The sequence below is a fragment of the Vibrio sp. 2096 genome (genome assembly GCF_033339595.1).
Taxonomy (GTDB): domain Bacteria; phylum Pseudomonadota; class Gammaproteobacteria; order Enterobacterales; family Vibrionaceae; genus Vibrio; species Vibrio alginolyticus.
This window is the reverse complement of record NZ_JAWOUX010000014.1, coordinates 21,166-45,069: the sequence shown is the minus strand read 5'-3', so window position 1 is coordinate 45,069 and position 23,904 is coordinate 21,166. Positions and strand designations below refer to the sequence as shown.

Sequence of the window (23,904 nt, the reverse complement as noted above, 5' to 3'; positions counted from 1 at the left end):
TTTTATTTCCGTCTCAATTCATTTTGAAAGCGACTGTGTTGAGTCAGCGGCATATTCTGCCTTACTTGTTGGCTTTGTGACAAATCTATCTCAGTCACCAATAAACCTACTTCATCCTGAAGCTGTTTATGGATACGTCCCCAAGGGTCAACGACCATTGAGTGTCCCCATGTTTTTCGTCCACATGGATGCGTTCCAGTTTGTCCGCTTGCCAAAACCCAACATTGTGTCTCAATCGCTCTAGCTCGCAATAATACTTCCCAGTGAGCTTGCCCCGTCACAGCAGTAAACGCAGCGGGCACCACAATGATATCCGCCCCTTCTTGACGCAATACTTTATAAAGTTCTGGGAAACGTAAATCATAACAAATACTCAATCCAACACTGCCGATATCAGTTTCCGCAACGACTATTTGATTACCCGCCATAAACGTATCCGACTCACGATAACTACCATAACCATCGGCTACGTCGACATCAAACATATGCAGTTTGTCATAGTGAGCAATGCATTTACCGTGCGGCGGAAATACAAGTGTTGTGGTGGTGACACCTTTTGCGGTTTGAATGGGCATGCTTCCGACAATTAGCGTTAACTGGTTCTTTCTAGCGATTTCACAGAGCCGCTGTTGAATCATGCCACTGCCAAGTGGCTCTGCATGTTGATGATAAGCTTCGCGACTGGAAAATAGCACTGTATTTTCAGGAGTAAGAACAAGTTTGGCACCTTGCTTGCTCGCTAAAGCACACTGTTTTTCAATGAAGTCCAAATTCGCGTTAATATCCGGACCCGAAGTCATTTGAATAATGCCAACACGCTCCATGTGTTTCCTCCCTATTCCATTATATTCGGTGAGTTATTTGGCCTGTTCACGCAGTTTTTCTGGCAGCTTGTATTCACCTTTACTTCGCGAAATTTCTTTCACCGTTGGTGAATCTAGTGGGCCTTTCACTTCATAATTGACTTGAGTGAAGACCTCAACCACCGGAGATATCACCGTAGAGATGGCCAAGACATACAAAGCAGTTTGAGGCGCAACGGCAAACGCGGTCAGCATTGGTAGGCCTGATGTGATATCTGGTGTGAATTTCACTTCCGCATCAACCATTCTGCTGTTCATATTAGCGATGCCGCGGATTTGCATTTCCCCTGCTAACGCATCCATTACGATATCATTGGTGATAAACACACCGTCTTGGATTTTGCCCGTTCCCGTGATCGAGTTGAATGCCATGCCTTTATCGAATACGTCGGTAAAGTCGAGCTGCATCTTACGGATGATAGAATCCAAGCTAAACAAGCCTAACAAGCGTGCCGCACCACTAACTTCACTGATCACGCCTTTACCAAATTCCGTTGAGACGTTTCCTTGCAAGGTTTGTGTCTTCATTGACCAAGGTGCGCCGTCCCATTCCATATTGGCATTGATCTCAAATGGTGCTTGTTGAATGCCTGATGTAATACCAAAGCGCTCCATAAGATCGGTGTTGTTATCACCTTTCATTTTCATGGTTAAGTTGGAATGACTACTCTCTTTCGTCAGGTCCCACCAACCACTCATATCAATGCGGTTTTTGCCGCTACTAAAGGTGATATTTTTCCACTCCAAGCGGTTCTCGCGACGCTGCAAATCAACATTAACTTTGCCCACTTTGTAACCTTGCAGCCAAAAATCATCGATGTTCAAAGTTAAGTTTGGCATCTCTGCGTGAAACTTGCGGTCAAAATTGGTAATCAAAGGTGCGTTTTGATCTTCACTCGCAAAGATTGAGCTGCGCTCTTTGGTCATCTCTTCAAACCCTGGGATGTACAGATGCAAGTGCTCTAAAGAGACCGATAGATCATAGGGTTTCAGATAGTTAGCTTTCCCTTTAACCTCTTGACTGTCCACATCGAGTTGCCAACTCAAATTTTTCTTGCTTGCTGAAAAATCCACATCATGAAACTCAATCCCACCGAGCTGTAAGTTTGGCGTTTCAACTTCAATGCGTGTCGGCAATGGAATGGTCGGCGTTTTCATGCTTGCCAAAACAGACGATGAAGGCTTGCTCTCAGAGACCTGCGCAAGCTCCGCCCATTGGTCTAAATTCAGTTCTTCGACACGCACCGAAGCATCGTGCCCGACAATAGGACTAATCCGGAAGCCACCTTTGCCAACCATTAAATGAGTCGCAGTCAGAACCGGGACATCGCCAGCGATATCTATCTCAGTTTGATACTTCACATTTGGGATCTGTAGTCTTGCTGAAATACTCTCTTGGTTGCCGGATGCTTGCAGTTTCGCTTGCCCAGACTCACCAATTTTTTTCGCTAAAGGATAAGGATATTGACTAGCCAGACGATTTAGCTGCGCCAGCACTTCAAGCTGATAAGTGAAACCAACATCATTGAGTTGCAAGTCAATATCCATTTGCCACGGCGCATGGCCAGAAACAAGGTTTAACCAACGCTCACCGACATAGGGTTTGAGCGGCTCGACATCCCAATCTCCTAGTGTATTAATTGTCACGTTGTAGCCTTGCTCCGCACTCTCTCCATGGAAATCAAGAGAGATAGGCTGTTGTAATAATTCGGCCGACAAACCCGATGTGGTAACCACATCATTATCGAAGGTGATACGCCCTGTGGCGTTTTCAAGCGTCATTGGCGGCGCTTCAATATCAACACGATTTTCTGTTAAATAGGCATAACCCCAAGCGCGAGACTCTTTCTCAAAATCAAACGGTATATTGAGTTGAAACTCAGAGTAAACGGGACCACTCACTTGCAGCGCTGTCAATGCGGCACCGACTGAATCCACTAATGGCGTCGCCATCATGTAGTCACGGACTTCATTACCCGGCGCGCTTGCTTTCGCTTCAATCTCGATGTGTCCACCTTCTGCCAACTCAGGGATTCGCCCAGTGATACGCTTGGCATGAACGCCATTTAGTGTGGCTGATTTTGAATCCAAATACATGGCATCATTTTCAAACAGCAAGTCTAGCTGCAAATCCGTGATGGTTGGCCATGCCGTATCAAAGCTAAATTTCGCGTCTTTTAATCCAACCCAAGCTTGGAACATGCCATTATGTTCTTTGTAAGGAAAATCACCTAACTCGCCATACCACAACAATTTCGCTGTGTTCACTTTACCGCCCTGAATCGCGGTCGAAAGATAGTCGGTCAAGTCTTGTCCAAGTGCCAGAGTCGGTAGATAGCGCCATGTCTCACCCGCGTTGTAGAGATCCGCTTCGGCATAGAACGATAAAAATGGGCTTTGTTCTTTTGGAAAATCAAGACGGAATGCCCCCAAGACTTGAAGATCAGGCGTTGCTGCCGTCACTTTATCCGCCCACAAACGCCAACCCGCATCATCTTGCTGCCAGATAATATCGACTTCACCTTGTTTGATATTCAGCGGAGCTTGGAATACATCGCCGTACGGAAAGACATCATCAATGACGGTGACTTTTGCTTTAGCTTGATTCACATCCCCCGATACGCTGCCCTGTACGTGATGAAACCCGGGTAGGAGCTCCCATTGTGTCATCGCGAGTTCATCCAGTTCAGCCGAGTAGCGTAAGGTGTCTAAACCACCGTTCATTGACAATCGGACATCTTCGACCCGACCTTTCGGTGCTAGTTTGTTAATAAGGTCACTGGTCGACTCTGACTCTGGAGCCAGCTTAATGAGCGGAATGAGTGCTTCAATGTCGAGTTGAGAGAGATTAAGCATCCAGCCGTTTGGTTGCCAATCAAACGCGACGTCTAGCTCTGGCCAAGGGGTATTATCGGTTCTGATCTGAAGTGAGTGGCCATTTACTTTCCAGCCTTGTTTATCTGGTCGAAGATTGAAAATTCCAGACTCAATAAACAGCTCATGATGTCCATCTTCATTCCACACCAACTCGGAAGGCAGCAATTCAACATAAGCATCATGCGGTTGGCTATGTTTGAGCGTTAGCCAAGTATTTAAGCTGACTTTACCCGACTCTGCTCCTGACTCTTCTTGCATGTAAGTGGTCAGCCAAGGTGTGACCGAGACATCTTGAGCACTCACGTAAAACTCACCAGATACATCGCGCAACGAGCCATGATCTTTAAAGTTAGCGCTTACTAACAATGAGTTCAGGCGAACATCGGCAATGCTAACCGTGCCTTCGGCTACGTGACGTTTCCCTTGATTGCTCCAACGAAGCTGCTCAATATCTAAACGGCGAGTTTCACCAGACACCGACTTATACCAAATCCGTGAATCGCTAATAGTGAAGTCTTCGAACTGACGTAAAAGAAGTGAGTCGAGTTGGTCAATGAGTTTCACTTCGCTCTTATCCACTTCAGGCTTCGGATCTTGACGATGAGAAGTCGGCAGAATGTCTACCGTGTGAATGTCTAAAGCGAGGTTATGAATGGTAAGGTCTGCAACTACAGGTTTAAGTTGAAAAAGAGATTGAATAAGGTCGAACTCAATTTGGACTTCTTCAACAGCGAAGCGTGCATCTTGCACGTTTGGTAGATTTGCCTCTAAACCCAGTAACGCAATTGAGGGATGATTATTGCGCCACGTCCCTGCGACATTAGCAATAGAAACGTCAAAACCTGTGCCTTGTTTGACCCAGGTTTTGATCTCATCTTGGAAATGGTTAAGTTGCGGCAGTGTGACGCGAAGCGTGGTTACTAATATGGCTAATAACACCAATACAGTAACTAAACTCCACGCACAAAAACGCCCAAAACGGTTAACACCAGAATTCACAAATGTTCCAAATTACATCATTACGACGTCAAACTGTTCCTGAATGTACAGGGGTTCAGCCTGAACTCGCACTTGCTTGCCAATAAATACTTCGAGCTCTGCCAACGCATGAGACTCATCGCCCAATAGCGCTTCAGCAACAAACGGCGATGCGTACACGACAAAATTATCGGCGTCGTAAGCACGGTTCACACGAGTAATCTCGCGTAATATCTCAAAGCATACGGTTTCGACCGTTTTCACGCTGCCACGGCCTTCACAAGTAGGACAGCCAGAACACAAGATATGTTCAATACTTTCTCGTGTGCGCTTGCGCGTCATTTCAACTAAGCCAAGCTGGGTAAAGCCGTTGATGTTGGTTTTTACTCGGTCTTTCGCCAGCGCCGTTTCCAGTGAGGTAAGTACTCGCTGACGATGCTCTTCGGATGCCATATCGATAAAATCAATAATGATGATACCGCCGAGGTTACGTAAACGTAGCTGACGCGCAATAGCTTGCGTTGCCTCTATATTGGTATTGAAGATAGTCTCTTCGAGATTACGACGACCAACAAATGCACCCGTGTTGATGTCGATGGTGGTCATGGCTTCGGTTTGATCGATGATCAAATAGCCGCCCGATTTTAGCTCGACCTTGCGCTCTAAAGAACGCTGAATTTCGTTTTCGGTGTCGTACATGTCAAAGATTGGCTTGTCACCTTCGTAAAGCTCAAGCTTATCTGTTAACTCCGGTACATACTCAGAAGTGAATTCTTTCAGGTTCTCGTATTCAAGGCGGGAGTCGACCATGATCTTATCGAGCTCTGTGCCAACAAAGTCACGCAGAATGCGTTGAGCTAAGCCGAGTTCACCGTAAAGTGTTGAACGCGTTTTGTATTTTGAGCGACGCTCCATGACTTTTAGCCACAAACGCTTTAGAAATGCCGCATCTTGAGAGAGCTCTTTTTCATCAGCGCCTTCTGCCGCGGTACGAATGATAAAACCACCGTGCTCATCGCAGTAATGGTTCACCACCTTTTTCAAACGCTCGCGCTCTTTTTCACTTTCAATACGCTGCGAAACACCGACATGGCTGGCCCCCGGCATAAAAACAAGATAACGCGAAGGTAAGGTGATATCCGTCGTTAAACGCGCACCTTTTGTGCCGAGCGGATCTTTGACCACTTGCACAACAATGTCTTGTCCCTGGCGTACCAGCTCAGAGATATCACGGACTTGAAACTGCTGTTTTTCGTTTTCTGCCACACATTCGGTATGAGGAACAATATCTGACGCATGTAAAAATGCCGCTTTATCTAAACCAATGTCGACGAAAGCCGCCTGCATACCTGGTAACACTCGGCTTACTTTGCCTTTGTATATATTGCCCACAATACCGCGACGCGATTCGCGCTCGATATGTATTTCTTGTAGTACTCCACCTTCAATCATGGCCACACGAGTTTCACTCGGGGTCACGTTAAGCAGCAATTCTGCACTCATGTGCACACCTCAAAACAATTATAAAAATTCTTGAATTAGCTGATCGGTTTCGAACAAAGGTAAGCCTACTACAGCGTGATAACTGCCTTCGATTCGGGTGACAAATCGCCCTCCGAGTCCCTGAATACCATAACTTCCAGCTTTATCGCATGGCTCTCCTGACTGCCAATATTGTTCGATTTCTTCGTGAGTCAGTGGTTTGAACCACACGTCAGTGGTAACGACCACTGAATGTTGTTGTTCCGATGATACAACGCTCACCGCAGTCATCACTTGATGACGACGACCCGATAAGTCAGTAAGCATACGCTTTGAATCTTCAAAACTTTTTGGTTTTTCTAGCACACGGTCATCGCATACTACGACCGTATCAGAGCCCAATACAACGGAATCAGGCTTAGCCAACGCTAAGCCTGCCTGAGCTTTTTCCAAAGAAAGACGCAACACGTAATCTCGTGCTTGCTCATGAGCCTGTTTGGCTTCCTCAACATCAGGCAATACGATCTCAAAATCATAACCCAGTTGAGCAAGCAGCTCTTTTCTTCTCGGAGAACCCGATGCGAGAACGAGAGATAAGCTTTTCTTCACCGCTTTACCTTACGTGCCATGCACGACGAACTCGTCGCATTAATAAAAACATCCATGGCCAAAGTATACAGTTTATTGCCGCCGTCCACAGAGATAATGGATTAAATACTACGTCCTGGTTCAAATATTCCCCACAGAATATCAAAACTTCCAATAACGCAGTAAAAAAGGCAATTAAAATCGACTGTTGCCACAATGCCATGTTGCGAATCAACAGGAAATTCAGCGCCACAAGGTAGATAACGATCGACATCATCATGCCACGAATTCCAAGCGTTGAGCCGATCAAGATATCCCACAATAAGCCCAACACTAGCGCAGTTCCGACGTTCACTCGGTGCGGTAGTGCCAACACCCAATAACACGTAACAAGGAACAACCATGACGGACGTAACACATCTAACACACCTGGCCATGGAATGGTTTGCAGTACCAGCGCAACGAAGAAACTGACGCCAATCACCATTCGGCTACTCAATACATTATTGGCCATCGGTTACCTCTTGTTCTTGCTCTAACCCTTCATCTACATTGGACCGCAGTACTTTGTGTTGACGGTCTTCATTCGGCCAAATCAGCAGTAGGTAGCGTAAGCGATCAAACTCCACAACCGGCTCAGCCTTGATTGAGGCGAACTCTTGACGCGTATCGTGATCCACATTGGTAACCGTCGCGACTGGATATCCCTCAGGGTAAATGCCACCTAAACCGGATGTCACCAATAAATCACCAACCTGAATATCTGTGCTGGTTGGAATGTGCTCCAGTTGGATTTCATCCATTTCACCATTGCCCGATGCGATCACTCGGATATCATTGCGGATCACCTGGACAGGAATTGCATTTTTCGCGTCCGTTAGCAGAAGAACACGTGCGTTGTGCGCTGCGACAAACGTGACCTGACCAACAATGCCTTTCTCGTTGATAACAGGCTGACCAACGTAAACACCATCAATACGGCCTTTATCGATCACCACTTGATGACGATAAGGTGAAGTATCAACCGCCATTACTTCTGTCACGACTTTCTTTTCATCACGGACAAATGAAGATCCTAACAACTTACGTAAGCGTTGGTTTTCTTCTTTATACTGGTCGAGCAAGATAAGCTCGCTTTTCAGACGTAGCACTTCTCGCTTTAAGCTGCGATTGCCTTCAACCAATGCCTGATGAGAATTAAAACGTTCAAATACGCCATCGAACATACTACGAGGTAAATTCGCTGCGTACTGAATCGGTGCAACCATACTGTTTAGTAGGTATCGAACGTTGGAAAACGTATCTAGACGACTATCGGCCAGCATTAAGCTCGCCGACACGATGACAGCAAAAAACAGACGTAATTGCAGAGACGGACCTCTGCCGAAAATCGGTTTCATCTTGTTTTTGACCTGATTGCTTCCATGATTATTGAGCCTTACTTGGCAACCTAAAAATACTTAACTAAATACTTTTAGGTATGGAGCATGTTTGAATTACAGAGAGAGCAGAAATGAAGGTGAAGCCCGACATGAGCTTCACCTAAACCTTTATTCTTCAGAGAACAGATCGCCACCGTGCATGTCGATCATTTCTAGTGCTTTACCGCCACCACGCGCAACACACGTTAGTGGATCTTCCGCGATAACCACAGGAATACCAGTTTCTTCCATTAGTAGACGGTCTAGGTCTTTAAGTAGTGCACCACCACCGGTTAGTACCATACCGTTTTCAGAAATGTCTGAAGCAAGCTCTGGTGGACACTGTTCTAGTGCAACCATGACTGCTGATACGATGCCAGATAGCGGCTCTTGAAGCGCTTCTAGGATCTCGTTTGAGTTCAAGCTAAAGCTGCGTGGCACACCCTCTGCAAGGTTACGACCGCGAACTTCAATCTCTTGAACTTCATCACCAGGGTAAGCAGAACCGATTTCGTGTTTGATCTTTTCAGCCGTTGCTTCACCAATCAAGCTGCCGTAGTTACGACGTACGTAGTTGATCACAGCTTCATCAAAGCGGTCACCACCGATACGTACAGACGATGAGTAAACCACACCGTTTAGAGAGATAACGGCAACTTCAGTTGTACCACCACCGATATCGACCACCATTGAACCTGTCGGCTCAGATACGCGTAAACCAGCACCAATTGCCGCCGCCATTGGCTCGTCGATTAGGTAAACTTCACGCGCACCAGCACCAAGTGCTGATTCACGAATTGCGCGACGCTCAACTTGGGTAGAACCACAAGGAACACAAACAAGAACACGTGGGCTTGGCTTTAGGATGCTGTTATCGTGCACTTGCTTGATAAAGTGCTGAAGCATTTTTTCGGTTACGTAGAAGTCAGCGATTACGCCGTCTTTCATTGGGCGAATAGCGGAAATGTTGCCAGGTGTACGACCAAGCATCTGTTTTGCTGCGTGACCGACTGCAGCAACGCTTTTTGCAGAACCTACACGATCTTGACGAATAGCAACTACAGAAGGTTCATCAAGGACAATTCCTTGCCCTTTTACGTAAATTAGAGTGTTGGCTGTACCTAAATCGATAGATAGATCGTTAGAAAACATGCCACGAAGTTTCTTAAACATACTCTTCGCTCATCCTGCAAAAATATAGAAGACAAAAATTGCTCTAAATGTACCAATGCCTCGCTGTCACAGCAAGGTATTGGTACACAAACATGAGCAGAAAGCCTCAATTTCTTGCAGTTTCCTAACTTAAGGGCAAAAACCTAAGTTGTTACTGTCCGGTTAACCCTGGCTCACCACGGTAAATCACGCGATCGTTACCTCGATGAATACCGAAGGTGACGACGGAGGATGGGTTTTCTTCACCAGCTTTCTTATTGTCCCAGTTGTACTTGAGCCAAGGTAAGCCATTTTTTGAATCATCAAGATCTAACCAAACGCGCGTTTGCTGGCGATATGATTCAGCTTGAGTTGCAGTAATAGAGCGAGAAGAACCTGAAGAAACAGTCCCGCCATCGCCTAGAGTTACCTCTTTTGCACTATTATCTGTCGGCCAAATGTGCACCTGAGAGTCATCTTCAATTTCTCCAAACACTTTAGTTTGGCTGTCATCAGAGTTAGCAATAAAACGGCTACCATTCCAGTACTCAACTCGAAGTGGCACTCTCAACGTCGAACTCTGGTTGCCACCGACATCATCTAGATCAACGCGACCAAAGCGGATGTCGGGTTGAATAGAAAGAACTGGATTACCATACACCGATATAGGATCTGGCTCTATTGCCACGCCAACCTTTATATCTGTCGCTTTTATGGTGTTGCCATTAAGATTAAAAGGTCCATCTTCGTAACCTGCAGCAGGAGTCTTTTTCATCCAACATAAGCCTTCTATCGCATTACATTTACCACTTAATGGGGGAGTCAGTGTGAAGCGTTGAATGCTTCCCAAAGCGTCTACCCAAGAAGGTGTTAAATTACCCTGAGCATTAAACCGATTCAACGAATCACTCAACTCAAAAGATGCTACATGTTCTTTGTTGAAGTATTTATAATTTTCTACTGATTTTGGAGCATCCCCACCAGCCAATACCTCTACTTCATACCACATAGAATCAAAGTTTTGATTCATATAGTTAAAGCTTTGACTTCCTGCATAGTCCCAATGTTGCCCACGCAACTTGTAGAACTTCGGATAGAAACGCCCGAGAGTAATGGTCGCTGGTTGAATCAAGAATGAGCTCTTACTAAGGTAGAGAGACGTATTTTCAACATTACCTTCAGGAGCACTTATTGAAAATTTGAACGCACCTACCTCAGACACAGTTTGAGAAAATGACGTTTTGGCATCATCAGAGGCGATATGTTGATATGTATCTGTGAGAAGTTCTGCTTTTTTCCCGCCGGCGCTTATAGCAGGATATACTACTTCATTTGACACAACCATTTGTTCTTCTTTGTAATTTTTAGCTGGCATGCCACCTTTACCATCTTCACTATACTGCAAAGCAGTGATGCTTATAGTAAATTCCTCACCAGCGGCGATAAACCCTCTATCACACCCAGATTTACTACCGCACCGCCCACTTGCGGTTGCTTGGAGGCGATGTGGATAGCTTACAAATGTGCCAACTCCTTTGGAGTCTTCGATTCCTTCAACAGATGCATTAAACGAAACTTTACCTGCTTCAGGATAGGTAAACTTAAACTTAGCTCGACCATTATTATCAAAGTAAACATCTCTAAGATAGGCGGGATCATCCTCTGGGCCTGAAATAGTTTGGTCAGAGCTCCAAACAGGCGTACTATTCCCGTCGCTCTTTTTATAATTTAGCGTAACACTTGGTTGCTCTTTAGGAGCAACGTCATACGTCATGCTCAACTTAATATCACGAGTAGTGTTTGTTGCTGAACTAGATGAACAAAATTCAAAATAGTTGCTATCTGAAGACTCCTTGTTAGCAATAACATCTTCAGCAACGATAGATAACGTATTACCATGGAATTCAATCTTACATTTTTCAGCCGAAAGCTCATCGCCATTAATTCGACAACGTGTATCCTCAAAACCGAACTGGTGAACACCATGGGTATTTGCAATGCCGATGGTCACGAAACCCGCTTTTGCGCCTTGCAGCTGAAGGTGAGTTGACCCCTTAAAGCTAATCGGTGAACTTTGTACCCAATTAGCAACCTCATGACCCGCACTAGGAGAAAGGGTCACTTGCAAATCTTCGGCATCGGTTATTGAACCAGGATAAAGCGTATCACAGTCTTTATCCATACATGCTCGTAGAATTACATCAGACGGCTGACATGTGCTGCCAACTCCAGAATAATCAAACTCAAAATGATGTATACCTTCTGTTAGTGGTTGGAACTCATCAGCACATATTTGAAAGTTATCAATTTCATGCACATTTTTTACTAACCCAGTAGAGCCCGCTACAGACACTCGAAATTCACTTGGAGCAGTCGATTGAGCAAAACCTTGCATGATATTGAAAGAATCAATAATGTCCTCCCAATTTAGGTTATCGCTTTTTAGTTTCCCTCTATCATCAACATCAACTTTGAGGTTACCTTGGTAGCTGGCTCTTTTGATAGAGACATAAACCCCGGCATCTCTACCATCGATAGCCCGTGAATCAATCGTCATCCGATAACGGTGAATTTCGTCCTTTGACTCATCATCGAGCTTGCCAACCTTACTGTTCTTTTTAATAAAGCGATATCCACCGAACCATCCTTCAGGGAACGTACCTATACGATGGTTGCTCGTATCAATATATTCGCCAGGGCCTTTTTTCTCACCCGAGCCTCGTATTGTTATTGAATGGTCATTCTGTCCCGGACTGCTATCAAGCGGATTTTTATCTTGATAATAGCTGCCTTCGTTAGAGAAATTACCATATTCATCAATACCAAAAGCAATCCACCCTCCAGCAAATCCTTCGATACCGCCGTCGTCAGGTTTCACTCCATACCCTAACGGCCCACCAAATGCACCAGTAGATGGTAGAACACTTGCATCCGAAAAAACAATCGCAACCCCGTCTGCACCAGTGTTGTTACGGTTACCATCGTACGCAAAATGGTCAAATTCAACTTCAACAATGTTGTTACTTGATGGAAATATATAGTTGTATGCGCCAACCGCAGCTTGGCCCTGTACATTGTTGGTTATTCTCAACCGATTCTTGTGAATAAATGGTTTAGGCTCTGCACCATCCTGTCCATCATAATCCCCGCTAAAGTAACCCATAGTTGCCCATTTTTTCTCAAGGTCAGATTCTTGCTCAAAGACCTCAACATCAATACATTGTTTTGGTTCGGGAAGTGGTTCCGGCTCTGGTTCCGGATCCCAACCACAAATCGATTTAACATATAAAACTGGGCACTTATTGGGAGCATAATCGCAATCAGGCTCATTCACTCCACAATAAATGTCACTCTGCTTATCAGGACTTGTAGTTGGGTTAATCGAGCCGCAGATGTCTGCCTGTTTGAGTACTGGACGTCTATGAGACTTAATAGCATCGCGTAAGGCAAAAACACCTTTTTGACTGCCTTTACCATTACTTTTTGAGTTTTTAACTGTAACCGTGTGCCCTTTAGATTCCAGCGTGCCACAGACTAAGGCTTGCTTGATAGTAACCGCATGTAAAGCCGTGACGTTACCAAAGATCTTATTCCCGGAAGCTTTAGTGGTTACATCACCACCATCAGAGGTGATGTTGCCCCGGATAACACTGTTTTGGATCGTCACATCGTTGTGAGCATATATGTCACCCCAGACTGTGCTGCCATTTTTAATTCCTATGTCTCTATGGCCATTTGAGTCTTTCTTTTTATTTTCAGATGGCTTCATCACTTGCAAACTCGAAGATGCGCTTGAAGTTTTCAGGTTGATTCTCTGCTGCTTGCTCCCTACGCTATTATTACCTTTAAGCATAATATCACCATGCATAACTTCTAGTGTGATCGGTTTACCGCCAGAGTTACCACTATAGATGACGGAGTCACCATTCCTCAGCGTTAGACTACCGGTGCTACAGCGGTAAACCGTACCATCGAGTTGACCAGCACCACTATCATCACAAATATTGACCCCCAAGTCGGCCAAATCATGTGTCACTGCCTTAGCATACGAAAAGGCAGACAGTGATAGCGAAATTAAAAATAGTATGGTCTTTTTCATTATTCTAATCCTTTACCCAAACCTCTTGCTGGCGCTGTACCTGTGTAGCCCCAGAACCACACGTTGCCGTGGCCTGCACCTTAAAAAGAGATTCAGCATCAGGGGTACCCTCATTGAAAGTACCTATATTTGTACATGCCATCGCATTAACCTTGCACCCACTTCCCACAGCTACCAGCGGAACGGCACCGCTGACCTCCCCACTGCATACGGTCGCGATATCTGTTGTACTGGCATTTAACGGATACATCTTGGTCAATGCCCACTCATTTGCAGACTGAGCAACAAACCAAGCTTTTGTTCCCAAAAACTCTCTTGTTAATCCGCTTTGATTCGACCATGTCACTTTCATTAAAGAGGAAGCCAAATATCCCATTACAATAATGACGAATAACACGATGATTAGTACATTTCCGCTGGAGTTTCTTCTATGGGACATTGAGCACCTGCACATCTTGTTGATACACACTACGTTCACCATCCTGCTCAAACTCTAGATTTATATGAACTAAACCACCTCGTTGCAGAGTAGGCTCTAGATAACGCATACCACTTACGGACGTATCGACACTATCCGCAACCGTAATACCATTTCGCGTAACTTGCTTGGCATCGAAACAGTAGCGAACCTCCGACTTATCTTGATAAATATAAAGACGGCTAGAAACAGAGGAGCCCGTAATCGTACTTGCCGCCCCTGTAACAACAAAAACCTTACCTGTTTTAGCTAAACCACCAATGGCTATATTTTGCGAAGAAGTTGATTGCAAATCTTCATATCGGCTTGGATTGATCACCATCCTGCGATTCGCAGGAATAGGATTAAGCGTTGAGTCATTACCTAGCAAAAACTCTAAGTCATTATTCTTAAACGTGTAAAAACCAGAATACTCAATCGGAACAAACTCTAAGCAATGGGAAGCATCCTTTGGAACATGAAAACTATTAGGTACAGCATGGCGGATTTCACGCGTCATCTTTTCTAAAACAAACTGAGCCTGCGTTTGTATTCGTTGGCGATCGATAGTATCAGCGTATCCTTTCATTCCTAACTGGACATAGCCAGCTATCCCCAACATGATGAAACTGCCGACCACAATCGTAACTATCATTTCCATTAAGGTGAAACCACGATCTTTCATCAGTAGTTCCCCTTAATAGCTGTTAAAGTAAGAGGCTGCGTGTTCCCCGCAAAAATCCGTAATGTTACTTTTTTGTATTCGGTTATTTCATCGGGAGTTTTATCCGTCAGATCATCATAGGCAACGCTAACTTCTAATCTAAAGTTTTTGTACTGCTCAGTACTATCCTCACCAAGTACATCACTAATATTCCCTCTAGGGATACCATCACACTGAGAAGCCGTTGTAGATGTGCTCCAACACCCGATATAGTCATCGACATCGTTGAAAGAGCTCGGATTTGATGCATCCTCTCCGTAGTCAGTATCCACACCTAAAGTCGAAGAACATAAATTCAAAGGATTATCGGGATGAGGGCTGTCTTTAGACTCACCACATCGAACAGTACCACCATCAAAGTCACTCCACTGGTCAAAGCCTCGTGAAAGAATCTGTGACATGAAACCTTGGCCTAATGCGGCCGCGCGGGTTTGATAATGAGGGATGGCGGAATCTCGAATTTGAGGGACAAGAAAAGAAGTAAACGCCACCATCGCAATGCCCATCAAAACAATCGCGATGATCATTTCTATTAAAGTCATGCCACTAGATTTCTTCATGAGCATGTACCTTTAGAAACATAACCTTGAGAATTAATTTCAACTTGGCAGCGGCTTCGACCATGCTTATCTTCAATTAAGATGTTTACAGCACCACTTACAGGATTGCCGAGAAGGTTAAAATTAATTGTATTTGCGGCACCGCTGATAACGGAAAACCTTGCGGACTTATCGATAACCACGTCACTACGAGCATCTCGTGCACTGCCTGTTAGTGCACAGGCAGCAACCGAACCAACACATGAGCTAGAAACTTGTAAACGAAAGTTGTTATCAGGACTTGTAGCATTCGACTGCATACGATTCACCTGCACTTGGCGAATCACAGAAATCACGCGTTCTTGTAATGCATATGCAGAAAAACTGCCTGAGCCCATAAAACGGCTGGCTGCAAAAAGTGAAAGGATAGAGAGGAGAACAATCACGAGGATTAACTCCATTAACGTGAACCCTAATGCAGAGCTGCGAATTTTCATAACCCAACCTTAGGCTTAGAACAAGCGAAATAAGTATACGATGAAATTATGAGATTAATGATAGGTTTGTAACTTTTCGATTCGAAGTGTGAACAGACGAACAAACAACCAATGTCTAGTTATTTTGCCCTTTTGAACGGCCAATCTCTTCTTCAATTCGATCGTACGTTTCTTTGTTGCTTAGCGTTTCAGAAACGTGCTCGGCGGTTTGCTTAGTTTGCTCCCACTTTGCTTCATAAGTTTCTGGTTCAAAACTGATAAATCTTGGTAATACCACATAACCGATCACACCTAAGATAATCAGCACAACGACAAACTCTATTGCACTAAGACCCGATGATTTACGCATATGAACTATTCCGAAATTAACCAAAGTAGAGAGATAAAGGCCAGACTAGCTGGCCTTTTATCAATGTATTACTTAGTACATACTGCAGAACTAGCAACAATCTCAGTTTTCGCTGGAGTGTTATCACCTGTAGCAGCAGTGTATCTAACACAGCTCTTACTGTAGCCTTTAATGCCGTATACCATGTTTGCAGGATCTTTATCGCTATTGTCTGCAATAAGCTCCCAGTCTCCAGAATCAATACCATCGACCGCTAGCTTAAGAGCCTCTGTAGTTGCTTCAGGGTAACCATAATCCAGCTGTAAAGTTGAGCCAGCAACACTAATCGCTCCATTTTCACCAGTTTCTTGGCTCTTGATTGCTGCCTTACCATATACAATGCCTGAAGCCCCATCAATCGCGCCTTTCAGACCTTGAAGTGCAGAAGCTCGAGCATCATCTTGTAGGTTAAGGAAACGTGGTGCTGCAGTTACCGCTAGAATACCTAGGATTACAATTACCACTACCAATTCGATAAGGGTGAAACCACCTTGTCTTTTCATTGTTTACTCTCTCTATGTAAGCATGCAGTACAACTGCAAAGTTTTGTTTAGGTCACGCGACCATTTTGGATATTGTCAAAACGGTTTGGGGCAGCAACGTTCACTAAAACTGACCGTGAAGTGGATACTGTATCTACCGCTTGAGCAGAATGACGATTCGCCATTATTCAGTTCATGCTGCAATGAGAAAAACACATTATTGTTTACCCACTATTACAGCCTGTTACTTATGGTAATGATTGCATTATACCGACTTTCATTACCAATTATAGTGATTAGGTGTCAAAAAATTCACTCTGCCGACATTTCGACGTCTATTTTCAGTTGATTAGCAGTTGAGATAACTACAATCGACTGACCATTTTCATAAGTGTAGTGACAGACATAACGATCAGTTTTGATGGCTCCACTGATATCTATTAACTTGTTGGTCATTATTTTACGTTGGGGGTAATGCACCGCTAGCCAATAACCACAATCTAATACACCTTGCTGAGTAAAGGGAGACACTAACCCGTCCTCAGTCATAGTAAGGTTAAAACCATCCATCAGCATATGTTCTGGCTCGCCTTGTACTAGCCAAGCTTGACGATAACGCTGAACACTATCTTGCATCCAAACTCTCGCCAACTTAGCCCCAGTCACTTGTGCTTGCTCGGTCACAGGACGTAATTTGACCGCCAAACCCACCGCCATAATCGTAGCAATAACCCCAAACACAATAAGCGTTGCTCGGCTTTGATTTTCAACCACCTATTAGCCGCCTTTGATAATGTCGAGCATTCCCCACATTGGTAGGAAGATACCCAATGCCAGCACCATGACCATGCCTGCGACAATCACCAAAAGTAATGGTTCTATTCTTGCGGTCAGCGTTTTTAGATCGTAATCGACTTCTCGATCGTAAAAGTCCGACACCTCCAGCAGCAACTCATCAATACGACCAGTTTCTTCACCTACTGCAATCATCTGAATCACCAATGGGGTGAATATTTTACTGTTGATGGCCGTCACTGAAATGGTGCTACCCGCTTCAATTGCAGACTTCATCTCAAGAATTCGGTTTTCTAAAAAACGGTTCCCTAAGGCTTCCCCGGCCAAAGCCAAAGACTGGTTAAGTGGCACCCCTGATTTCAGCATCAACGAGAAGGTTCTGGCAAAACGAGAAAGCTGCGCACGATTAACGATATCGCCTACAATTGGCAGCCGAAGCCGAAACTTATCGAACTTCTCCCGACCATCAGCCGTCGCCACCCACGCTCTGAATACAGTAAACGCGCCAATCATTGCCACAACCAGCAACACCCAATAATTAACAAAGAAATTAGAAGTCGCGATCAAAATACGCGTCGGCAATGGTAGCTCAACCCCAAAGCGCGTGAACATCGATGCAAACTCAGGGATCACCAAGATATTCAATACAAACATGGCGATGGTGATAAAGATAATAACAAACGTCGGATAACGCATCGCCGCTTTAATGCGTTTGCGAGTCTCAAGTTCCTGTTCGTAGTAATTCGCCAGTTGCAATAGCGCTTGGTCAAGCCGACCCGTATTCTCACCGACGTTGATCATAGAAACGAACAGTGGGCTGAATACTTTACTGTGTTGCTGCATCGCAGAAGACAAACCTCGGCCATTACTCAGTTCAGAAACGACATCTTCTAGCGCCTCTTTGAGCTGTTTGTTTTCGCAATTTTGCAACAAGCCACGCATAGAGCGCAGCAAAGGTACGCCAGCTTTAGTCAAACTAAACAACTGGCGAGAGAAAAGAATAATTACTTCCAACGGAATAGCAGGCACAAACAGCTTAGACAAGCTCACTTGGCTTTTTGCCGACTCTTTCTCTAACCGTACATTGAGCGGGATGACCCCTTTGTTCATCAATGCTTCCGCCGCAGCTTCTGAGTTCACTGCTTCGATTTTGCCGTTAGTGGATGAGCCGTCTAGCGTGCGGCCTTGATAACGAAAAGTTGGCATTCACTTACCTATATGAAAATGGGATCAGTCTTACCAGAAGCATCACCCTCACCTAGGGTCATCACTTCATCCAAACTGACGGTGCCTTGTAGCGCCAGTTCCATTGCAGAAGCAAGCAGTGGCTTATAGTTTTCTGAGCGGCGCGCGGCTTGCGCAAAACCAACCGCATCATTGGCTCGCAATTTATCCATCATCTCTTGCTCAAGTTCGAGCATTTCAAACACACCGATTCGGCCTCGATAACCAGTCAAGTTACAGTTTTGGCAACCTGCGCCTTTATAAAAAATGGTGCTAACTTGATTTGGGAAACGCCCAGCTAACCACTGCTGGCGAGACTCATCTAAGTGGTCTTCTGTTTTACAATCTGGGCAAACTCGGCGCACAAGACGCTGCGCCACCACGGCTCTAACCGCACTAGCAACCAAGTACCCCGGCGCCCCCATATCGATCATGCGTAACGCACTGTCGACAGCATCGTTGGTGTGGAGAGTGCTCAATACTAAATGCCCCGTTAGTGCAGCTCGCAGACCAATTTCTACCGTCTCTTGGTCACGCATCTCACCAACAAGAATTATGTCTGGGTCTTGACGTAAAAAGGTTCTAAGAACACGCGAGAAAGTTAGATCGATCTTGCTGTTAACCTGTACCTGAGTGATGCGAGGCAGACGATATTCAACCGGGTCCTCTGCTGTAATGATCTTTTTCCCAGGTTCGTTGAGCTCACTCAATGCGCCGTAAAGCGTGGTGGTTTTACCGGAACCTGTCGGCCCGGTAACCAAAATCATGCCGTGCGGACGCGCCAACTGTCGACGTAAGCGAGCAAGCAAGTCTGGCGGCAAGCCTGACTCTTCTAACGGACGCAAACCAGCGGACTGGTTAAGCAGACGCATTACCACAGATTCTCCGTACTGCGTTGGTAACGTCGACATACGAATATCAATTGATTGGCCACGAACTTTGATATTGAATCGGCCATCTTGTGGCAAGCGCTTTTCAGAAATATCTAGGTGTGCCATCAACTTCAGTCGAAGAACCAAAGCCGATGCAATGTTCACTTCATTTAAGAGCGTTTCATGCAATACGCCATCAATACGCTGGCGCAAACGCAACACTTGATCGTCTGGCTCAATATGAATATCCGAAGCTCCAACCTGTACCGCATCTTCAAACATGGAATTAACCAGCTTTACAACGGTAACCTCTTCACTATCGGCTTCATCAATACCGTAATCAAAGCTTTGTACATCTTTATGCTCTTCATGCAGCTGTTCAGCAAAGGAGGCGATCTCTTTAGTACGGCGGTAATAACGGTCAAAGCTTGAAATAAGCTGACGCTCTGAAGCAACAATGAACTCAAGGTTGTATTGACCTAACAAGTTCATCAATGATTCTTGAATGAACAAGTCCGCAGGGTCGCTCATAGCAACGCGCAGGGTGTCCCCATTTCGAGCAACGACCATCGCACGTAAGCGACGAGCGTGTACCTCAGGTAAAATCTGCACGGCTTCGGCATCCACAGGTGCACGACCAAGATCGATCAGTGGCAAACCAAGCTGCTGAGACAAGAAGTCCAACATTTGCTTTTCAGTAATAAAGCCAAGGTCAATTAACGCATCCCCTAACTTCTGCCCGGTACTGCGTTGTGCGTTTAGTGCTTGCTGGATTTGTTCTTCAGAGACGATACCTTCCTCAACCAGAAGATCGCCCAAGCGTTTTCTCAACTGAATTTTCATTGTGCGCTCTCCAACTCTTTCAAGATGCTCAAACGGTCACGGATAAATGCTTGCGATTGATTCGAAATGCCAACTTTACCCAGAGCTTGGTTGTAAGAGTTAATCGCGGCAGTAAAAGCCAGGGCGCGCTCTTGTTGAATAGCCAAACCTAACCACCAGCGCGCGTTTTCCGGCTCACGCTGAGTTAGGAGTTGATAGCTCTCAAGCGCAATGTCATTTTGCTTGTGTTTTTGTGCCAATGCCGCACGCATCGCCAAGTAATCTCGACTTGGTACTGGAGGCAAATGAACAAGCGGGCTCAGCGCCGCTTCAGGTTGATTAGCTTTCACTAACAACTTAGACAAGGCCAAGCGGAGTACTTGGTTGTTCGTATCTAGGTTGATGCCTTCTTGAATAATCTCATATGCTTTACGCGTGTCACCTTTACCAAAGTACAACGCTGATAACTTTTGACGCGTGTCTGCATTCATTGGCTCATAACGCAACGCCTCGGCATAAGCCGATAACGCCGTTTGCATATCGTTAGCATCCAGTGCTTTTTCCGCTCGGCTAACCGCTTTAAGAGATAATTGACGATGTGTAAGCTCAACCTGCTCAATACGCATTGAGCTGTTTTCTGATGTCGTGCGGGTTACGTGATCGTATTGCTCCTCGCTCGGCATCGTTGCTAACTGCGCGAGTAAAACTTCATCTTCAGAGGCGATATTTATCTCAGATCTTAGCGTGAACCTATCAGTCTCTTGCATGTGAGGCTGTTGCGCTACCGGCTGTGTGGCTGGTTTGGTGTAAACCACTTGAGTTGTATCGGGCGTCATTTTACTCGTTGGCGAGTGAGTGCGCTCCGATGAAACAATTGGTGAGACATTCACAGACGACAGTGGCATAGCGTCGGTTTGAAACTGTGATAGCTCGCCTGACGGGACAGGACCGCGAGAGACCGCCCAGCTACCAACCGCAAGGCTTAACGAAAAACCGGCGACAAGCCAAAGCCAAGGTTTACTGCGTGAGACTCTTGGAATCTCCGCACAAGTAAGCTCTGACGGCGATGTTTTTTCAGCAAGTTCTGATAATGCTTTATTGATGGCACTCAAGGTTGACTCCATCCCCAAAATACGGGTGTTTTAAACTTAGGTTTACGGGCATCAAACGTATCGTGCATAGCGGCGTAAACGTGATGATTTTTCAATAGTGTGCAACGCTCATTAAATGCAGCAAGCAACGACTTGTGGCTAATTTGGTTTATCAAGCGCGGAATCCCCATGGATGAACGCCAAATCGCTTTTTTCTGTTCAATAGAAAAAATGTGCGCCCCATTGCCTGCTTTATCTAAACGATTATTGATGTAAGCCACGCCTTCATCGATAGAGAGAGGACGTAACTGGCAGCTAAACGTAATGCGTTGACGAAACTGCCTTAGCTCATGGTTAGCCAATCTTTCATCCAACTCAGGTTGTCCGAATAACACCAATTGAATGAGCTTATCTTGTTCCGTTTCTAAGTTGCCAAATAGACGTAATGTTTCTAAAGCTTGTGGGGAAAGAGCTTGCGCTTCATCAACGATCAAGACGGTTTTCTTTCCCAAGTAATGTACTTGAATCAAGTGCTCTTGAATGAGGGAAACGATACGCAGCGGATCATCGTTCTCGATACCCAACTCTCTGGCGACAGCAAACTGCAACTGTTCCCCATTCAACACTGGATTGGGTAAGTAAATAAGCTCAACTTCAGATTCAATCTGCTCGATCAGCTTACGGCATACCATGGTTTTTCCAGTGCCTACTTCTCCCGTCACCTTAATCACCCCTTCTCCCATTTGCACGGCAGCTAGGATGGTTTGGATCGCCTCATAGTGAGGGACTAACCCCAAGAACATTTCTGTATTTGGGGTTAACGAAAAAGGCTGAACTCGGAATCCAAAGTGTGACAAGTACATACTCGAATCACAAACCTATTGAAAAACAGAACCTTTCCCAGCGCTTATTGCGCATCTGGGAACCACTCTTGCAGCAGATCACGAGAGCGCTCTAGCTCTTTCTGCCAAGAGTTCACGCCAACTACGGTCGGTTTTAGCAAGATGACCAATTCTGTTTTCTCAGTTACGTTATTCACGTTGCGGAACAAATGCCCCAGTGCTGGTACATCGCCCAAAAATGGGACTTTAGAAACAAGCTCACGATTTTGCTGTTTCATCAGACCGCCGATAACCACAACATCGCCATCTTTAGCACGAATAACCGAGTCTGATTCACGAATAGAGCTTTTCGCTAATGGCAGTTGGATGTTTTGGAAATCTCCGCCCAAGTTCAATTGCTTCACTTCTTCCGTGACTTCAATAACTGCGGGGTGAACATGCAGGAACACATTGCCTTTGTTATCAATTTGCGGAGTCACATCGAGGGAAATACCCGAGAAGAATGGCGTCAGTTCCACTTCAGGAACTGCATTTGAGTTTTCACCGTTGCCTGCATTGCTCGATAGCTCGGTAACAAAGTACTCATCGGTACCCACTTTGATGACAGATTTTTGGTTGTTGGCAGCGGTAATACGAGGGCTCGAAAGGACGTTCAAGTCACCTTGCGTAGACATGAAGCTCAACACTGCATTGAAGTTACCATCCGAAATAGTCACGTTAGTTTGACCGCCCAATAGCGTGCCAATCGCATCCAATGGTGGTAATGTCGACGCAGGGCGGTTGACTACGATACTACCCGAGTTACCAATTGACGCCGATAAGTTTGACCAGTTGATGCCTTGTTGGTAGCCATCATTCAACGTCACTTCTAGGATTTTAGCTTCAAGAATGACCTGGCGCTGCATGCGCTCCTGCGATACACCTAAGAACTCGCGTACTTCGCGAATATCATCAGGAAATGCTCGAACCGTAATAACTCCCGCTTGTGGCGTTACAACCACACTTTGCCCTTTGCCTGAACCAATTAGATTCGCAACAGCTTGCTGCAGCATAGGCCAGAAGTCACTCTCAGTGATGGTTTCAATGCGTGTACCACCCGTAGATGTGGTCGAGCTATCGTTGTTGTTTCCATTGTTAGAGTCTGACGAGTCAGAACTGTCTGAGCTACCACCAGAATTAGACGTACCAGCCGAGGTTACAGAGCCCGTAACAATGCTGGTTAATGAGCGACCAGAACGCTTGAACTGCAGGTAATCGACTGGAATGGTCACAGTACGCATACCTGCTGGGTAGATTTGAATAACTTTGCCAGACTTCACCACGTCATAGCCATACATATTCTGTACGACATTCAGAACTTCATCCAATGTCACATCTGACAAGTTGACAGTGATATTACCTTGTACCGATGGGTGAATCGCCACGCTGTACTCAGTGCCTTTCACTAATGAGGCGAAAAAGCTTCTTGCATCGACCGCATTCGCCTGAATACGAAAACGCTTCGAGGTGCCTTGCTCTGATGCAACGTTCGAGTCTAAATTTGGCATCAAGTCTGCCTCAACAGAAGAAGGGATTTCTTCCAATGTGCGGCTGTTCGCTTGATTGATCGATTCATTGAGCGCTTCTTTAACTTCCACTGGATTCCGATGACCCATTGAACATCCCATTAAAGAAGCAATCGTTATTCCTACAACTAATTTGCGCATATCTG

20 protein-coding genes are annotated in these 23,904 nt (G+C 45.3%); all 20 read right to left on the bottom strand.

All coding sequences use genetic code 11. From position 1 onward, the window contains the following. Positions 1–2 precede the first annotated feature (2 nt). The gene (locus tag R7Q41_RS20515; protein ID WP_238764880.1) at positions 3–824 is read right to left on the bottom strand and encodes a carbon-nitrogen hydrolase family protein; all 822 of its coding nucleotides are present in this window, start codon (positions 822–824) and stop codon (positions 3–5) included. A 33-nt stretch (positions 825–857) separates the two neighbouring features. Continuing rightward, on the bottom strand, positions 858–4,739 hold the full coding sequence (locus R7Q41_RS20510; protein WP_318144646.1) for a YhdP family protein: 3,882 nt from the start codon (positions 4,737–4,739) through the stop codon (positions 858–860). A gap of 12 nt (positions 4,740–4,751) precedes the next feature. Further along, positions 4,752–6,221, bottom strand: a complete 1,470-nt coding sequence (gene rng / locus R7Q41_RS20505; protein ID WP_005381138.1) for a ribonuclease G — start codon at positions 6,219–6,221, stop codon at positions 4,752–4,754. Between the two features lie 18 nt (positions 6,222–6,239). Next, positions 6,240–6,809, bottom strand: coding sequence for a Maf family protein (locus R7Q41_RS20500; RefSeq protein ID WP_017821310.1), 570 nt, complete (start codon positions 6,807–6,809; stop codon positions 6,240–6,242). Between the two features lie 4 nt (positions 6,810–6,813). Further along, positions 6,814–7,302: a rod shape-determining protein MreD gene (gene mreD, locus R7Q41_RS20495; RefSeq protein ID WP_005381141.1), complete on the bottom strand. Its 489-nt coding sequence runs from the start codon at positions 7,300–7,302 to the stop codon at positions 6,814–6,816. Continuing rightward, a complete protein-coding gene (gene mreC, locus R7Q41_RS20490; protein ID WP_005381142.1) occupies positions 7,292–8,188 on the bottom strand; it encodes a rod shape-determining protein MreC in 897 nt (298 codons plus the stop codon). Before mreC ends, mreD begins: the two co-directional genes overlap by 11 nt. 150 nt (positions 8,189–8,338) lie before the next feature. Beyond that, positions 8,339–9,382 (bottom strand): rod shape-determining protein, encoded by a 1,044-nt coding sequence (locus R7Q41_RS20485; RefSeq protein ID WP_005381144.1) that lies wholly within the window; start codon positions 9,380–9,382, stop codon positions 8,339–8,341. Positions 9,383–9,533: 151 nt separating this feature from the next. Then, positions 9,534–13,460 (bottom strand): DUF6701 domain-containing protein, encoded by a 3,927-nt coding sequence (locus R7Q41_RS20480; protein ID WP_230238636.1) that lies wholly within the window; start codon positions 13,458–13,460, stop codon positions 9,534–9,536. 4 nt (positions 13,461–13,464) lie between these two features. Then, positions 13,465–13,899, bottom strand: a complete 435-nt coding sequence (locus R7Q41_RS20475; RefSeq protein WP_064368795.1) for a hypothetical protein — start codon at positions 13,897–13,899, stop codon at positions 13,465–13,467. After that, complete coding sequence (locus R7Q41_RS20470; protein WP_025504117.1) at positions 13,889–14,602, bottom strand: PilW family protein; 714 nt, start codon at positions 14,600–14,602, stop codon at positions 13,889–13,891. The genes R7Q41_RS20475 and R7Q41_RS20470 overlap by 11 nt, the downstream gene beginning before the upstream one ends. Further along, positions 14,602–15,201: a type II secretion system protein gene (locus R7Q41_RS20465; protein ID WP_230238635.1), complete on the bottom strand. Its 600-nt coding sequence runs from the start codon at positions 15,199–15,201 to the stop codon at positions 14,602–14,604. The genes R7Q41_RS20470 and R7Q41_RS20465 overlap by 1 nt, the downstream gene beginning before the upstream one ends. Then, the gene (locus R7Q41_RS20460) at positions 15,198–15,677 is read right to left on the bottom strand and encodes a type II secretion system protein (protein ID WP_213904081.1); all 480 of its coding nucleotides are present in this window, start codon (positions 15,675–15,677) and stop codon (positions 15,198–15,200) included. The genes R7Q41_RS20465 and R7Q41_RS20460 overlap by 4 nt, the downstream gene beginning before the upstream one ends. A 115-nt stretch (positions 15,678–15,792) precedes the next feature. Then, on the bottom strand, positions 15,793–16,026 hold the full coding sequence (locus tag R7Q41_RS20455) for a type II secretion system protein (protein WP_005388453.1): 234 nt from the start codon (positions 16,024–16,026) through the stop codon (positions 15,793–15,795). Between the two features lie 68 nt (positions 16,027–16,094). After that, positions 16,095–16,568: a type II secretion system protein gene (locus tag R7Q41_RS20450; protein ID WP_115386317.1), complete on the bottom strand. Its 474-nt coding sequence runs from the start codon at positions 16,566–16,568 to the stop codon at positions 16,095–16,097. A gap of 291 nt (positions 16,569–16,859) precedes the next feature. Next, positions 16,860–17,321 (bottom strand): hypothetical protein, encoded by a 462-nt coding sequence (locus tag R7Q41_RS20445; RefSeq protein WP_031781206.1) that lies wholly within the window; start codon positions 17,319–17,321, stop codon positions 16,860–16,862. 3 nt (positions 17,322–17,324) lie between these two features. Then, positions 17,325–18,548 (bottom strand): type II secretion system F family protein, encoded by a 1,224-nt coding sequence (locus R7Q41_RS20440; RefSeq protein WP_005381186.1) that lies wholly within the window; start codon positions 18,546–18,548, stop codon positions 17,325–17,327. 8 nt (positions 18,549–18,556) lie between these two features. Further along, the gene (locus tag R7Q41_RS20435) at positions 18,557–20,281 is read right to left on the bottom strand and encodes a GspE/PulE family protein (RefSeq protein WP_005381188.1); all 1,725 of its coding nucleotides are present in this window, start codon (positions 20,279–20,281) and stop codon (positions 18,557–18,559) included. Beyond that, on the bottom strand, positions 20,278–21,372 hold the full coding sequence (locus tag R7Q41_RS20430) for a tetratricopeptide repeat protein (RefSeq protein ID WP_318082403.1): 1,095 nt from the start codon (positions 21,370–21,372) through the stop codon (positions 20,278–20,280). Before R7Q41_RS20430 ends, R7Q41_RS20435 begins: the two co-directional genes overlap by 4 nt. Then, positions 21,369–22,214 (bottom strand): ExeA family protein, encoded by an 846-nt coding sequence (locus tag R7Q41_RS20425; protein WP_053303467.1) that lies wholly within the window; start codon positions 22,212–22,214, stop codon positions 21,369–21,371. The genes R7Q41_RS20430 and R7Q41_RS20425 overlap by 4 nt, the downstream gene beginning before the upstream one ends. A gap of 44 nt (positions 22,215–22,258) precedes the next feature. Then, entirely contained in the window at positions 22,259–23,899 is a 1,641-nt protein-coding gene (gene mshL / locus R7Q41_RS20420) for a pilus (MSHA type) biogenesis protein MshL (RefSeq protein WP_005388471.1), read from the bottom strand. Positions 23,900–23,904 lie beyond the last annotated feature (5 nt).

Bases quoted from the DNA above. Each gene is read 5' to 3' on its own strand.
- R7Q41_RS20475 (WP_064368795.1), bottom strand. From the start codon at position 13,899: ATGTCCCATAGAAGAAACTCCAGCGGAAATGTACTAATCATCGTGTTA.
- R7Q41_RS20455 (WP_005388453.1), bottom strand. From the start codon at position 16,026: ATGCGTAAATCATCGGGTCTTAGTGCAATAGAGTTTGTCGTTGTGCTG.
- R7Q41_RS20450 (WP_115386317.1), bottom strand. From the start codon at position 16,568: ATGAAAAGACAAGGTGGTTTCACCCTTATCGAATTGGTAGTGGTAATT.
- R7Q41_RS20425 (WP_053303467.1), bottom strand. From the start codon at position 22,214: ATGTACTTGTCACACTTTGGATTCCGAGTTCAGCCTTTTTCGTTAACC.
- R7Q41_RS20435 (WP_005381188.1), bottom strand. From the start codon at position 20,281: ATGAAAATTCAGTTGAGAAAACGCTTGGGCGATCTTCTGGTTGAGGAA.
- R7Q41_RS20460 (WP_213904081.1), bottom strand. From the start codon at position 15,677: ATGAAAATTCGCAGCTCTGCATTAGGGTTCACGTTAATGGAGTTAATC.
- R7Q41_RS20470 (WP_025504117.1), bottom strand. From the start codon at position 14,602: ATGAAAGATCGTGGTTTCACCTTAATGGAAATGATAGTTACGATTGTG.
- R7Q41_RS20480 (WP_230238636.1), bottom strand. From the start codon at position 13,460: ATGAAAAAGACCATACTATTTTTAATTTCGCTATCACTGTCTGCCTTT.
- mshL (WP_005388471.1), bottom strand. From the start codon at position 23,899: ATGCGCAAATTAGTTGTAGGAATAACGATTGCTTCTTTAATGGGATGT.
- mreC (WP_005381142.1), bottom strand. From the start codon at position 8,188: ATGAAACCGATTTTCGGCAGAGGTCCGTCTCTGCAATTACGTCTGTTT.
- rng (WP_005381138.1), bottom strand. From the start codon at position 6,221: ATGAGTGCAGAATTGCTGCTTAACGTGACCCCGAGTGAAACTCGTGTG.
- R7Q41_RS20485 (WP_005381144.1), bottom strand. From the start codon at position 9,382: ATGTTTAAGAAACTTCGTGGCATGTTTTCTAACGATCTATCTATCGAT.
- R7Q41_RS20465 (WP_230238635.1), bottom strand. From the start codon at position 15,201: ATGAAGAAATCTAGTGGCATGACTTTAATAGAAATGATCATCGCGATT.
- R7Q41_RS20440 (WP_005381186.1), bottom strand. From the start codon at position 18,548: ATGCCAACTTTTCGTTATCAAGGCCGCACGCTAGACGGCTCATCCACT.
- mreD (WP_005381141.1), bottom strand. From the start codon at position 7,302: ATGGCCAATAATGTATTGAGTAGCCGAATGGTGATTGGCGTCAGTTTC.
- R7Q41_RS20515 (WP_238764880.1), bottom strand. From the start codon at position 824: ATGGAGCGTGTTGGCATTATTCAAATGACTTCGGGTCCGGATATTAAC.